Genomic DNA, 13,050 nt, shown 5'->3' on the forward strand with positions numbered 1-13,050 from the left:
ACGACCGTCAAAATGGTCACACGGTCCTGAAAGTCTTCTTGGCCCCTACTAATCCTTTTGGAATCGGGGTTATTGCGTTCCCTGTTGTATCCGTGGACGAGACACCATGACCTCAATCGCAGACATCGAGATTCCGGCCGACGGAACGGGTATGGGCGAGCTGTTCGAGTCCATCCCATCGCTCACGTGCGAGATGGAACGAGTCATCGCATCGAAAGGCCACGGCCTGTGGCTGGCTGGCGCATCGCAGTCGGAGATCGAGGACGGTCTCGACGAGGCGTCGGCGATCGGCGACTTCGCGCTGATCAGCGAGGACGAGGATCGCTGGTTGTACGACATCGAGTTCGATCCCGAGACACTCGACATCTTCGAGGTCGTCCTCGAGGAAGACGGAACGGTACTGAGCGCCTCGGCCTCGAACGGGACGTGGCTGCTGAGCATCCGGTTCACCGACCGCGAGGGCGTGAGTTCGCTCTACGATCGACTCGTCGACCAGGACGTCACGCCGACGATCGTTCGCCTGTTCGACATGACGGAGGAGAGCCACTCCCAGTGTGGGCTCACCTCCCGCCAGTACGAGACGCTGGTCGCGGCGATCGATCACGGCTACTTCGAGATCCCGCGCGAGGTCTCGATGCAGGAACTCTCGGAGGAACTCGACATCTCCCACCAGGCGCTCTCGGAACGGCTCCGCCGCGCCTACCGGGCGCTCGTGACCTCCGAACTCAACGTCTCCGAAGAGGAAACGACTGCACCACCGATCCCGTCGAACTGATGGGAGCCCCGGCCGTCACACGGAATCACGTGTATACGAGCGGTCCGTCGTAATTCGCTATTTTGCCCGATCGTCGCCCCCTGGCCAGACGGATCACCCGCTTTCACTCGGATCTGTCCCGAAAGACCACCATTATTACCGCCGCCCCGCACTCTCGTGACATGAACGTCGACAGCGACGACGGAGTGCTACGAATCACGTTCGATCGCCCTGGCGTCCTCAACGCGCTCACGACCGACACGGCGGCGACGCTCGCCGATACGATCGAGGACGCTTCGCCCGAGGCGTATCACGCGATCGTCGTGACGGGCGAAGGCGACGCGTTCAGCGCCGGCGGCGACATCGAGGCGATGGCGGAGGAACCCGCACCCCCCATGGAGTCGTACGACGAGGTCACCGAGACCTTCGGCCGCGTGGTCGAGGCGATGCTCGAGTGTCCAGTCCCGATCGTCGCGAAAGTAAACGGTGACGCCGTCGGCGCCGGACTGGCGATCGTCGCCCTCTCGGACGTCGCCTACGCCGCCGCGGACGCCACGTTCTCCTGTGCGTTCGTTCGCGTCGGCCTCATTCCGGACACCGGCGGGACCTTCATGCTCCCCCACATCGTCGGGCTCCGGGCCGCGAAGAAACTCGCGTTCACCGGCGAGTTCTTCGACGCCGATCGGGCGGCCGACCTCGACCTGATCAACGAGTCGGTCCCGGCCGACGAACTCGACGACCGGGTCGCGGACACCGTCGATCGGCTCGGCCGTCGTCCCACAGATGTCATCGGGCTGATGAAACAGGCGATGCACGAGAACATGAGTCGCCACTGGGACGAAGCGCTCGATTACGAGAACCTGTTGCAGGTCCAGGCGCGCAGTTCCGATTCCCACGAGGAGGGCGTCAGCGCCTTCCTCGAGGGGCGCGATCCGGAGTTCAACCAGTGAGGACGCCGAAGCGATCGAGTAAGTCACCGTTGAGGCGCGTTTGCACTGGCTAATGGCCGGTTACGGTGGCCACGGCTCCCGCCGCAGGCCACCGCAAGCACCACCATCTTGCACCTGTCTGGCGTCCGTCATACCGCAATGTCCCCACAGTTTACCGACGACGACATCGGCAAGACCGTCGTCAACGAACACGGCGAGGACGTCGGCATCATCGCCGACGTCGAACACGGAACGGCCCACGTCGAACCGGACCCGGGAATTACCGACACGATCAAGGCGAAACTCGGGTGGGGCGGGACCGACGAAGACACGTACCCGCTCCAGGAGGAAGCGATCGCATCCGTCACGACAGACAAGGTGCACCTCGAGAGCGACATGGCCGATACTGGCAGTTCTGGTGCCGGATCGACAGGTGTCGCTGGCACCGACACCGGTACGGGTCGCGATCGAGGAACTGACACCGGCCGTGACGACGACGAACTGATCGGTGACGACGATGACAGCATGATGAGCGACGACGATGACGACCTCATCGTCGACGACGACAGGCGATAACAGCGACATCGGTTTCCCGAGCGACGCTCGCCAACTCGTCGGATGCCCGCTGACACTGGCTTTTTCGACCCTGTCGCGATCGGTACCCGACCGTCGCGTTCTGTACGTGTCGATCCGCCGTAGCGGTCGTTTTATCAAGCGGTATAGGAGAATACCTCGAGGCCTGACCTCGGTGATGAATCCGATAGGCAGGATACAAATCATTGAGTAAACTGATTTTATAACCAATAGATTGCGACGGAAAACAGCCGCCGTTACCGACCTCATCCAAGCGACGAGGTAACCAGTCGGGCTTCGACCTCGATGAAAAGAGGGGTCGAGACGGATATGCCTACGTGCGCTTCAGCAAAGTCGGTTGGACGAAAATCCGCTACCACCGCCCGCTTCCGGAACTGGCTCCACCGCAACGATGACTACGAACGACGACGTCGCGAGCAACGCACTCTCGCGGAAAGAACACGGGAGTCAGAACACCGAGAAACAGCGCGTCGAGGTTGCCGAGGTCAAACGGAAGATCCGTCGGACGGTACCGCCCTCAAGGGGGGTGATTCACCGTTCGTTCTGGGGCTGCTCGTCGGTGTCCTCCCGTGGTCGATCGGACCGAGCGTCGGCGTCTTCGGCTTCCCGCTCCTCGCGAGCGCGATCGACCGCCGATTCGGGCTGCCGCGAATCCGTCCGTTCGCCCTGCCCCTGCTGGTCCTGCGCGATCGACTGCCCCCGGCGCTCCCGGCCGCGCTCGCGCCGATCGGTGTCGATCCGCTGTGAGTACTGGTCACGCGGCTCGCCGCGTTCGGAGCGAGACTGGGACGACTGTCGCCGCTGTGTCGGCTGATCGATCTCGGAGCCCCGACTGGGTTGTTCCTGGTATCGTCCGCCCGCAGGTCGATCGCCCCCCTGCTGTCGCTGTTCGTGTGGTCGTTCCTGGGGTCCCGACTGCTGCGGTTGTGGCTGTGAGGGGGCTGGTAGCCCTGCCGCTCCTCACGGTCGAACTGGCCTTCCTGGGGTGGCGTCCCGTGCTGGGGCTGTGGCTGCGACTGAGGTCCGGACTGACCGCCCGGAGCCATCTGCTGGGGCGGTCGCCGTCCGGTCGACTCGCCGCCGTACGACGTTCCCTCTGGGACCTACTCACCGGTCTGTGGATACTCCTGGGCCGGTGGCTGGGATCGGTCACCCATCCCCTGGGGCGATCGGTGCTGCGGTCCCATCTGCTGACCGCCCATCCGCTCCCGTTCCATCTGACCGGTCCCCTGCCCACTCGGCTGTCCGGCCATCTGTCGTCCACCCGTCATCTCCCGGCCCTGCCCCGACTGGGGCTGGGCCGCGGCGGACATCCCCTTCTGGATCGCGCGTTCCATCTCCGGCGCGACGGCCTCGAGTCCCTGCAGGTAGCTCTCCATCATCGACTCCGTGAACTGCTGGCCCCGGAAAACCTCGCAGCATCGACGTCGTCATCTCGATCCCCTGTCTCTGGGTCGTCTCCTGCCACTTCATCGCACTCAGAGCCATCCGTACCACGTTCCGCTGGGGATCGATCGCCTGCTCCATCGCCTCCTGTCCCTGGGTCATCGTCGTCCGTTGAACCTGTGCGGTCGGATCGTACTGCGATTGCTGTTGGTCTGTCATCGGTCTCACTCGACGAGGAGAACTCCTCGCTCGTCCCGGACGGCGCGAGAGAGTACAATAAAGGCCGCCGTCGGTTCCAGTGGGAAGCACGAGACCACCCGACGAAACGGCTCGATCGATCGGCCCGGCGGAAGTACGGGGAAAGCGGTACCTCGCTTCCGGAAATCGGAGCCGCAATCGGGATGTACTGGGACGTAATCGCCGCTTGGGAGGTGGTCCGAATCAGGAGCCGGAATCGGATTCGGATTCGGGGTCACCGTGGGTCACGCCGTCACGCTCGTCCGCCCGCCGCCGCCGAAGCGCCGCTCGGGCGTTGCTCGCGTCGTAGCCGAAGAAGACGTCGTTCCCGTACGCCTCGGCGACCTCGGTGGCGTGGATCAGGTTGTCTACGTCGACATCGACTGCGTAGAGTTCGATATCGAACGGCGTCTCGAGCGCACTCTCGAACCCCCGCGCGATCGTCTCCAGCCAGTAGGTCGTCTCGTAGGCCGTGTCGTACAGGGGAACGACGAACTCGTCGACGTACTCCTCGAGCGCCGCGAGGTCGATGCCGGCGCGTTCGTAGAGGTGGCCGGGGTAGGGGTCCGGATAGAGCGTCATGTACACCGTTCCGGGGATGCGATCGACCGCGTCTGCGACGAACTCGGTGATGACGCTCGCCCGCCACTCGAACCGATCGTCGTAGTCGCTACCGTCGAAGCGCTGTTCGCAGACGCCACACCGGCAGTACTCGGCTCGCGGGAACCCGATATCGTCGAGGCGGACGTCGTCGTTGGCGTCGACGCAGTCGTCGATGATCTCGAACAGCCCCTCGCGGTAATCTTCTCGGGACGGGCAGATGTACGCCCAGTCGAAGTACTGCCGGTCGCGCGTGGCCGGACGGCCCATGTCGTCGACCGTGACGAGCGACGGGTCGGCGTCCGCGGCGGCGTTGTCGCCGAAACAGGAGACCATGTTCACGCCGTCCGCGATCGGTTCGGCTGACCGGCCGGTGACGTCTTTGACCTCGTAAAAGCCGCGGTCGAACTCCGGCCACCGTACTTCTTCAGCGTTCCGCGTGACGACGCCGTACATACAGGGCCGTACGACGCCGCGCGGGTAAGCCGTTCGGAATCGAGCGGTGTTATTCGGTCGGTTCGTACTCGACGTCGACCTCCGACGAACCGCCAGCAGCGACTTTGTAGAGGGCGGCGACGACGAACAGGGCGATCAGGATCTTGATTGTCCGGGACATGTGCGACTAGATAGTTAGCAGGCGAACACTTAGAGATTCTGGATATTTTCTCACAGCGGAACGTGATTGCCCCGATCAGGTGTCGACCGGGTTCTGATCAGCTACCGATCAGGTGTCGATCAGCGATGCGATCTCCTCCCGGACGATCGTCTCGCAGTAGGAACACCTGACGGCGTCGTCCAGCACCTCGAAGCGGGAGGTGACCGGTTCGCCGGCAGTGGTGATACAGCTCGGGTTCGGACAGGAGAGGACCCCTGTGACGACGTCCGGTCGTTCGACGCGATGTTTCTCGATCACTTCGTAGTCGCGAACGATGTTGATCGTCGCGTCCGGCGCGATCAACGAGAGGACGTCGACCTCGTCCTGGCTCAGTTCCCGTCCCTCGACTTTGACGATGTCCTTGCGCGCGAGCCGATCGGACGGGACGTTCATCCCGACGGATACCTCCTCGCCCTCGCTGCCGTCGATGCCGAGAATCGCGAGGACGTTCAGGGCCTGGCCACCCCGCACGTGATCGATGACGGTCCCGTTGCGGATCTTGCTGACCCGGAGTTCGTGATCGTCGGTGCCGTCGTGGTGGTCGTGGTCGTCACTCATCGCCGTCACCCCCTTCGCTGAGGAGCCGATCGAGCAGCGCCATCCGGACCGGGACGCCGTTGTGCGCCTGTTCGAAGTAAGCCGCGTGGTCGGTCTCGTCGACGTCGGGCGCGATTTCGTCGACGCGGGGCAGCGGGTGCATCACCGTCAGGTCGTCGCTCGCGGCGTCGAGCGTATCCATATCGATCTGATACTCGCCCGCGACTTTCTGGTACTCGTTCTCGTCCGGGAACCGCTCGCGCTGAATTCGGGTGACGTAGAGCACGTCCAGCGACGGTAGCACGTCGTCGATCGACTCGTGTTCGCGTACCTGGGCACCCTCCTGCTGGTGGAGGTCGTAGACGACCTCCCGCGGGAGTTGCAGGCTCTCCGGACTGACGAAGTGCTGGCGCGCGTCGAAGTTCGACAGCGCGTAGGCCAGCGAGTGGACGGTTCGCCCGTACTTCAGATCGCCCATGATTCCGATCGTCAGGTCGTCCAGGCCCGCGTTCTCCCGGATCGTGTAGAGATCCAGCATCGTCTGAGTCGGGTGGTGACCGGCCCCGTCGCCGGCGTTGAGCAAGGGCACGTCGACGAACTCGCTGGCCATCGCCGCGGCACCCTGTTTCGGGTGACGCAGGACGAGCGCGTCGGTGTACCCCTCGATGACCCGCACCGTGTCGGCGAGCGTTTCCCCCTTCTTGACGCTCGAGGACTCCACCGAGCCCATGTCGACCACGTCGCCACCGAGGCGTTTCATCGCGGTCTCGAAGCTCATCTTCGTCCGCGTGCTGGGCTCGAAAAAGAGCAATCCGAGCAGTTTGTCCGCGTGGCGGTCGGCGACGGCCGACGGATCGGCGTCGATCTCGGCCGCGTGATCGAGGATCGCCTCGATGTCCGCCCGCGAGAGTTGTTTGCTCGTGATGAGGTGATCGTGGCGCATTCGTTCGTGTAGGCACCTGCCGCCCCCTTCAATCTCTCCATTCACGGTCGGGTTCCCGCGTATTTATACGGGAAGCCGGGACCAACTACCAGCGCGAAGATCGAACCCAGTCGAACGGGTTCGGGCCGTCGGCCGGATCGAACGAGGGTCGGCGGACTGGCGGCTACACTCAAGGCAAAGAGTTATACAGACACTACAGCAATTGGTCACAATCGTATGGTGGGTCGGCTGGAAACCGGAATCGACGTGTTGGATCGGAAACTCGACGGGGGGTTGCCACCGGGTTGCATCGTCGCCTATACCGCCGACGCAAACAGCCAGTCGGAGCTTCTCCTGTACGAACTGACCGCCGCACGCGGGACCCTGTATCTCACGACCGAACGCTCGGACGACGCCGTCCGGCACGCGATCGAAACCTCGCCGTCGGAGATCGGTAGCCCGACGGTCAGACACGTCACCAGTGACACGCCCCTCGAGGAGGCGACCAGACTCATCGGTGCGCTCCCGGACGGAGCGAACCTCATCATCGACACGATGGACGTGCTCGAGCGAACCGACACCGACGAGTACGTCGCCTTTCTCAACGATCTCAAGACCCAGATGCTCGAGACGAACAGCATCGCGGTGTTACACTGCCTGAAAGGGAACGCCGAACCCGACAACCGGGCGCGGACCCACCACGCAGCCGACGCCGTCTTCGATCTCCGGACCAAAATCACCGGCACCGAACTCGAAAACCACCTCTCGGTCCCCAAGTTCCGCTGCGGCGGCCAGCCCGTCGAGGCGATCAAACTCGAACTCGTGGAGGAAGTGGCGATCGACACGAGTCGGGACATCGCGTAACCCTCGTCGCCTGCGTTCGGCGCTATAACGCGAGCGGGACGGTCCCGGCAGCGACGGCGACCGGGAAGACGATCGAACGGGCGGTACGGTCGAACGGCGGACCCGACCCGACGGTGAGAACGAACAGCGCGGCGAACGAAATCCCGACGGCGGGGGCGCCAGCGTGGAACAGGACCCGCGACAGCCGAGAGAGTTCGACCTGGAGGGACACCGACTCGAAGTACTGGCGGGCAATGTCCGTCTCTCGTAGCCTGTCGAGCAGGTCGTCGATCCCCGCCTCTGTCTCCGCCGTCAGGTCCGCACTGTATGCCGACGTACCGCCTCGAGCCGACGAACCTGAGAGGCGAAGTTCGTCTCGAGCGTCGTCGAGAGAGTGTTGAAGACGCCCGCGTCGGACTCGGCGGCTGGAGTTCGCGGGAGAGCAGCACCTGGTTGTTCGTGACGACTGTGATCAGCGCCATGTTCCCCGCGATCAGCCCGCTGAACGCGTAGAATAGCTGCGTGTCCGCAACCAGTGCGGTACCGCCGATCGTGAGGGCGAGATACGCCGCTCCGAACGCGATCGCGAGGAGCGCGGCGATCACGACGCACGACGCGGTTGCCGTCGAGCAGGAGCCGCTGTGTGATCCGGCGAGTCTCCGGGTTCGACGGCGGACTCGTCTCCTCACCCGTCGAATCGACCATCGTGACCGTCCAGTCCTCCGTTCTCGCCGGCGAAAATCGGATCCGCGCAGCTTCGTGGTCCAGTGACCGACGGCGGTGGGCGACTTACTCCTCCGCGCCTTCGAGTTCTTCGACGATCTCGTCCGCGTCGACGTCGGCGTCTTCGAGGGCGTCCTCGATGTCGCCGCCGCCCATGCCGCCCATACCGCCCATCATGCCACCCATTCCCATACCGCCCATACCGTCGATGATCTCCTGGACGATGACGCGATCGACGCCGACCTTGTCGATGACGTCCTGGCCGATCTGCTGTTTGCCCATCATCCACTGCTGGTTCATCGTCATCTGGGGCGTGGCCTCGAGGTAGAGCGTCTCCTTCTCGACGACCTCGGTCTCGAATTCGGGTTCGGCGGGCTCGTCGTCTTCGTCCTCGTCCTCGTCCGGTTCGACGGGGACTTCCTCCTCGACTTCGTCCGTCTCGATCCAGAGTTCGGGCTCCATCCCGAGGTACATCTCGAACAGGCCGGCGGCCTGCTGCTCGCGGTCGTCGACCTCTTCGACGATCGTGTACGTGTACTCGACGTCCTCGCCGGCCAGCGGGTGGTTGAAGTCGACGCGCGCGCGGCCGCCGATGATCGTGCTGATGTAGCCCTGCTGGCCGTCGATCTGCACGTTCGCACCGGGGTAGCGATCGTCTTCGTCGATCTTCTCGGCGCTGACGGTCTGGACGTCGTCGGGGTCGTACTCGCCGAAGGCGTCCTCGGCGTCGATCGTCACGGTGCCGGAGTCGCCGGCCCCGCTCCCGATGACGGCTTCTTCGACGTCCTCGAAGATGTGGCCCTCTCCGAGCACGATGGTTCGGGGCTTGAACTCCTGGCCCTGGTCGTCGACGCCCTCCTCCTCGGCGACCTCCGGGTCGGTCGTGTCGACCAGCTGGTCGCCGTCCGCGGTGTAGGCGGTGTACTCGATCTTGACGAAGTCGCCTTCCTGAAGCCCCTCGGCTCCCGCTTCGTCCGCTTCAACGTCATCGGCCTGCTCCTCGAGCTCGGCCTCCTGATCCTCGGTCATACGTTGTACGTCCCGCCGTCTACATTTAAGGAACACGTTTTCCCCCGGGAACGACCGATACTTACGATCGGTGACCGTGGGACCGGGTATGTACGAGGTGGAAGTGAAGGTCCCGGCCGATCTGGAGCGCGTTCGGGCCCGGCTGGACGACGTCGGGGCGACGCCGACGGGGTCCGTCGTGCAGGAAGACACCTACTACGACGCCCCCCATCGATCGTTCTCAGCGACCGACGAGGCGCTGCGGATTCGGACCGAACGCTCCGAGACGGGCGACGGCGGAACCCACATCACCTACAAGGGGCCCCTCGTCGACGACGAGTCCAAAACTCGCGAGGAAGTCGAGACCGCCGTCGGGGACGCCGAGAAGATGGACGCGGTGCTGACGAATCTCGGCTTCGAGGCGGCCGCGACGGTCCGGAAGGAACGCGAGCGATTCGCGCTCGACGAGTACACGATCACGCTGGACTCGGTCGACGACGTCGGCGAGTACGTCGAGGTCGAGACGGAGGTGGCGGACGAACGCGCCCTCGAATCGGCCCGTGAGGGTGCCTACGACGTCCTCGAACGGTTGGGCCTCGACCCCGACGATCAGCTTCGCACCTCGTACCTGGAACTCCTTCTCGAGGCCTGACTCGCCACTTCGGGGGCATAACCCCCACTCATGTTCCGTGCGCGCGCTGTTTCCGCAAGTTATAGAACGACGACGGGTCTACGACCAGCAATGAGCGAGCGGAACATCCGGGTCGAACCGATCGACCGGCAGGCAGTAGAGGACCAGGAGGTCGAAATCGTCGAGCGAAAGGGGATCGGTCACCCCGACTCCATCTGCGACGGGGTCGCCGAGAGCGTCGCCAGGGCGCTCGCGAGCGAGTACCTCGATCGCGTCGGCGAGGTGTTGCACTTCAACACCGACGAGACCCAGCTCGTCGCGGGAGAGGCGGCACCCGCGTTCGGCGGCGGCGAGGTCGTCGATCCGATCTACCTGCTGATCGTCGGCCGCGCGACCAAACACTACGAGGGCCACACGATTCCGACGGAGACGATCGCGCTCCGGGCCGCACGCGAATATCTCGAGGAGACGATTCCCCAGCTCGAGGTCGGCGAGGACATCGTCGTCGACGTCAAGCTCGGCGAGGGAAGCGGAGATCTGCAGGAGGTCTTCGGGGAAGACGGGGAGGCGTCCGACGCGGACGCCTCGGAATCGGCGGGCGGCGACGAGCCGTCCGGCCCGGTCAGCGTCCCGATGGCCAACGACACGAGTTTCGGCGTCGGCCACGCGCCGCTGACCGAGACCGAACAGATCGTTCTCGAGGCCGAGCGGCGGCTGAACGGCGAATTTGCCGGCGAAAACCCCTATCTCGGCCCGGACGTGAAGATCATGGGGAAACGCGAGGGAGACCGGATCGACGTCACCGTCGCGGCCGCGATGATCGACGAGTACGTCGCCGACCTCGACGCGTACGCCGACGCCGTCGAGTCCGTCCGGGAGTTCGTCGCGAACGTCGCGAGCGAGCACACCGATCGCGAGGTCGAGGTCCACGTCAACACCGCCGACGACTACGAGGAGGGCTCGATCTACCTCACCGTCACCGGCACCTCCGCCGAGCAGGGCGACGACGGCTCAGTCGGCCGCGGCAATCGCGCGAACGGGCTCATCACGCCCAACCGATCGATGTCGATGGAGGCCACCAGCGGCAAGAACCCGGTCAACCACATCGGGAAGATCTACAACCTCCTCTCGACCCAGATCGCCGAGGAGGTCGTCGCCGACGTCGACGGGATCCGCGATCTCCGCGTCCGCCTGCTCTCGCAGATCGGCCGCCCGATCGACCGGCCACACGTCGCCGACGTCCACGTCGTGACCGACGACGACGTCGCCCTCTCGGACGTCGAGAGCGAGATCGAGGCGATCGTCGATCGCGAACTGGCGGACGTCACGGGGATCACTCGCCGCGTGATCGACGACGAACTCTCGACGTTCTGAGCTACCGAGCCGAGGTCCGGTCGGCCCTGGCTGTCTGTTCCTCACGCGATCGATCGAATGGAGTCATCGATATCCGGCCACTTGCCACGTAATGCTACAGACTCAACGAGTTCGGAGCGGTAGCGAAACCGATGATCGATGATCAACGACATGCTTACCATCATCGCGAACGACTATCGTCGCTGCACGTTGATCGCTCTCCTGGACCGGGCCTCCGAGACGGAGGAGACGACTCACCTCCCGGAAGATGTCGCGATCGCCGGAGCGAATCACGACGCCCGACTCGTCGAGTTACGTCACTGCCACCTCCCCATGCTGGTCGAGAGCGACCTGATCGAGTGGGATCGAAAACGCAACGAAATCGCCACGGGGGACAGATTCGCCGACGTCGAACCGTTGCTCGAACTGTTGCTCGACCATCGCGAGGGGTTGCCCGACGAGTGGACCGTCGTTCCACCGCTCAGATAATCGCGCGCTGACGCTCGGATTCGAGACGACGATCGGACCCGTTCGGGCGACCGCTTTCGACAGAGCCATTAGCGTGGTCGGTGTGTTAGTCGGGTAGCGGGTTGCGATTCGAAACATCCTCGAGAGCGATCGCCAGTGTCACGTCCCTCTGCCAGTTCGAACCGGACCGTTCTCGCCGTCGTCGCCAGCACCTTCTTCGTCGGCTTCGGCGGCGGCGTGATCTTCCCGATCCTGCCGAACCTCGGCGAAGTGCTCGGCATCTCGGCGTTCATGGTCGGACTCATCCTGAGCGCGAACCGGTTCACGAGACTGGTGAGCAACGCGCCGGCCGGGGCGCTGGTCGATCGCGTCGGGACCCGGAAACCGTTCATCGCGGGGCTGGCGATCGAGGGCGCCGCGACGTTCGGCTACGTGGTCGCGATCCTCTCTTCGGTCCCCGCGTTCTGGTTCATGCTCGCCCGGATCCTCTGGGGACTCGGGAGCGCACTCGTCTTCGCGACCGCGTACACGATCACCGCCGACGTGAGCGAGGCGGACTCGCGGGGAACGAGCATGGGTATCGTCCGGGCGGGAATTACGTTCGGCTTCCCCGCCGGTCTCGTCCTCGGCGGGATCGTCAGCGACGTCTGGGGGAACGTCCAGGCGTTCGTCCTCGCGGCCGCCTTCGCCGCGCTCGCGAGCGTCGTCGCGTACCTGATCGTCCCGGAGACCCACGTCGAGGGCGAGCAAGAGTCGGTCAAGCCGTGGGACGTCGAACGCAGCGTCCCGGCCCTGACGATCGGACTGGTCAACTTCGGGCTCTACTTCGCCTACATCGGGGTCCTGTTCTCGACGCTCGTCCTCTTGCTCGGCGAGCGGGGAATCTCGATCTTCGGCCTCGACGCGCAGGGGTCCTCGGGCATGCTGATGGCCGTGACGGTGCTCGCCGGCGCGGTGTTCACCCTCGGCGGCGGCGTCCTGAGCGATTCGGTCGGTGCACGCGTCCCCGTGATGCTCGGCTTCCTGGCGACGGCCTGTCTCGGATTCGCGGTGCTGGCCGTCGGGTCCCGGTTCGAGATCCTCGTGGTCGCGTGCGTCCTGATCGGTGCCGGCCAGGGCGGCGTCGGCGGGCCGCTGACGGCCCTGCTCGCCGATCTCACGCCCGAGGACCGGATGGGGCGTGCGATGGGGACGAACAACGTCCTCGGCGACGTCGGCGGCGGGCTCGGTCCGCTGGTGGCACTCCCGTTCGCCGAGACGTTCTCGTTCGAGGTGCTGTACGGACTCAGCGCGATCGTTCCGCTCGTCGCCGGCGGGGTTCTCCTGGCGGGCGTCTACAGCCACACCGGACGGCTGAGTCCGACCGTCGAGGAGTCCGCCACCTGATCCTCCGCTGACCCCTGACTCTCG

General features: G+C 64.7%; 15 protein-coding genes and 1 pseudogene. 10 read left to right on the forward strand and 6 right to left on the reverse strand.

What is annotated here, in order from left to right; translation table 11 throughout:
- Nucleotides 1–106 precede the first annotated feature (106 nt).
- The 4 genes and pseudogenes from MUG98_RS07185 to MUG98_RS07200 all read left to right on the forward strand — a co-directional run.
- Nucleotides 107–775, forward strand: a complete 669-nt coding sequence (locus MUG98_RS07185) for a helix-turn-helix domain-containing protein (protein WP_265111454.1) — start codon at nucleotides 107–109, stop codon at nucleotides 773–775.
- Between the two features lie 161 nt (nucleotides 776–936).
- The gene (locus tag MUG98_RS07190; RefSeq protein WP_265111455.1) at nucleotides 937–1,704 is read left to right on the forward strand and encodes an enoyl-CoA hydratase/isomerase family protein; all 768 of its coding nucleotides are present in this window, start codon (nucleotides 937–939) and stop codon (nucleotides 1,702–1,704) included.
- A gap of 138 nt (nucleotides 1,705–1,842) precedes the next feature.
- Nucleotides 1,843–2,259, forward strand: coding sequence for a hypothetical protein (locus MUG98_RS07195; protein ID WP_265111456.1), 417 nt, complete (start codon nucleotides 1,843–1,845; stop codon nucleotides 2,257–2,259).
- A 281-nt stretch (nucleotides 2,260–2,540) separates the two neighbouring features.
- A pseudogene (locus MUG98_RS07200) lies at nucleotides 2,541–2,788 on the forward strand (RNA-guided endonuclease TnpB family protein); the annotation flags it as partial.
- Between the two features lie 592 nt (nucleotides 2,789–3,380).
- Here the strand turns inward: MUG98_RS07200 and MUG98_RS07205 are convergent.
- The 4 genes from MUG98_RS07205 to pyrB form a co-directional block, all read right to left on the reverse strand.
- The gene (locus MUG98_RS07205; RefSeq protein ID WP_265111457.1) at nucleotides 3,381–3,659 is read right to left on the reverse strand and encodes a hypothetical protein; all 279 of its coding nucleotides are present in this window, start codon (nucleotides 3,657–3,659) and stop codon (nucleotides 3,381–3,383) included.
- A 445-nt stretch (nucleotides 3,660–4,104) separates the two neighbouring features.
- Nucleotides 4,105–4,956 (reverse strand): hypothetical protein, encoded by an 852-nt coding sequence (locus MUG98_RS07210; RefSeq protein WP_265111458.1) that lies wholly within the window; start codon nucleotides 4,954–4,956, stop codon nucleotides 4,105–4,107.
- Nucleotides 4,957–5,224: 268 nt separating this feature from the next.
- On the reverse strand, nucleotides 5,225–5,713 hold the full coding sequence (gene pyrI, locus MUG98_RS07215; RefSeq protein WP_265111459.1) for an aspartate carbamoyltransferase regulatory subunit: 489 nt from the start codon (nucleotides 5,711–5,713) through the stop codon (nucleotides 5,225–5,227).
- The gene (gene pyrB / locus MUG98_RS07220) at nucleotides 5,706–6,635 is read right to left on the reverse strand and encodes an aspartate carbamoyltransferase (protein ID WP_265111460.1); all 930 of its coding nucleotides are present in this window, start codon (nucleotides 6,633–6,635) and stop codon (nucleotides 5,706–5,708) included. The genes pyrI and pyrB overlap by 8 nt, the downstream gene beginning before the upstream one ends.
- Nucleotides 6,636–6,851: 216 nt before the next feature.
- Between pyrB and MUG98_RS07225 the strand changes: the two genes are divergently transcribed.
- Nucleotides 6,852–7,478, forward strand: coding sequence for an RAD55 family ATPase (locus tag MUG98_RS07225; protein ID WP_265111461.1), 627 nt, complete (start codon nucleotides 6,852–6,854; stop codon nucleotides 7,476–7,478).
- A gap of 22 nt (nucleotides 7,479–7,500) precedes the next feature.
- Here MUG98_RS07225 and MUG98_RS07230 read toward each other — a convergent pair whose 3' ends face one another.
- Nucleotides 7,501–7,773, reverse strand: a complete 273-nt coding sequence (locus MUG98_RS07230; RefSeq protein ID WP_486606255.1) for a DUF7972 family membrane protein — start codon at nucleotides 7,771–7,773, stop codon at nucleotides 7,501–7,503.
- Nucleotides 7,774–7,784: 11 nt separating this feature from the next.
- On the opposite strand from MUG98_RS07230, the gene MUG98_RS07235 reads away from it, so the two are divergent.
- The gene (locus tag MUG98_RS07235; RefSeq protein ID WP_265111463.1) at nucleotides 7,785–7,970 is read left to right on the forward strand and encodes a hypothetical protein; all 186 of its coding nucleotides are present in this window, start codon (nucleotides 7,785–7,787) and stop codon (nucleotides 7,968–7,970) included.
- A gap of 276 nt (nucleotides 7,971–8,246) precedes the next feature.
- On the opposite strand, the gene MUG98_RS07240 is transcribed toward MUG98_RS07235, so the two are convergent.
- Nucleotides 8,247–9,209 (reverse strand): FKBP-type peptidyl-prolyl cis-trans isomerase, encoded by a 963-nt coding sequence (locus MUG98_RS07240; protein ID WP_265111464.1) that lies wholly within the window; start codon nucleotides 9,207–9,209, stop codon nucleotides 8,247–8,249.
- Nucleotides 9,210–9,297: 88 nt separating this feature from the next.
- On the opposite strand from MUG98_RS07240, the gene cyaB reads away from it, so the two are divergent.
- From cyaB to MUG98_RS07260, 4 genes are all read left to right on the forward strand, one after another.
- Nucleotides 9,298–9,840, forward strand: coding sequence for a class IV adenylate cyclase (cyaB, locus tag MUG98_RS07245; RefSeq protein ID WP_265111465.1), 543 nt, complete (start codon nucleotides 9,298–9,300; stop codon nucleotides 9,838–9,840).
- Nucleotides 9,841–9,930: 90 nt separating this feature from the next.
- The gene (locus tag MUG98_RS07250; protein ID WP_265111466.1) at nucleotides 9,931–11,193 is read left to right on the forward strand and encodes a methionine adenosyltransferase; all 1,263 of its coding nucleotides are present in this window, start codon (nucleotides 9,931–9,933) and stop codon (nucleotides 11,191–11,193) included.
- A 138-nt stretch (nucleotides 11,194–11,331) separates the two neighbouring features.
- Complete coding sequence (locus MUG98_RS07255; RefSeq protein ID WP_265111467.1) at nucleotides 11,332–11,661, forward strand: DUF7344 domain-containing protein; 330 nt, start codon at nucleotides 11,332–11,334, stop codon at nucleotides 11,659–11,661.
- Nucleotides 11,662–11,796: 135 nt separating this feature from the next.
- On the forward strand, nucleotides 11,797–13,026 hold the full coding sequence (locus MUG98_RS07260; RefSeq protein ID WP_265111468.1) for an MFS transporter: 1,230 nt from the start codon (nucleotides 11,797–11,799) through the stop codon (nucleotides 13,024–13,026).
- Nucleotides 13,027–13,050: the final 24 nt, after the last annotated feature.

This window comes from Halosolutus halophilus (genome assembly GCF_022869805.1).
Taxonomy (GTDB): Archaea; Halobacteriota; Halobacteria; order Halobacteriales; family Natrialbaceae; genus Halosolutus; species Halosolutus halophilus.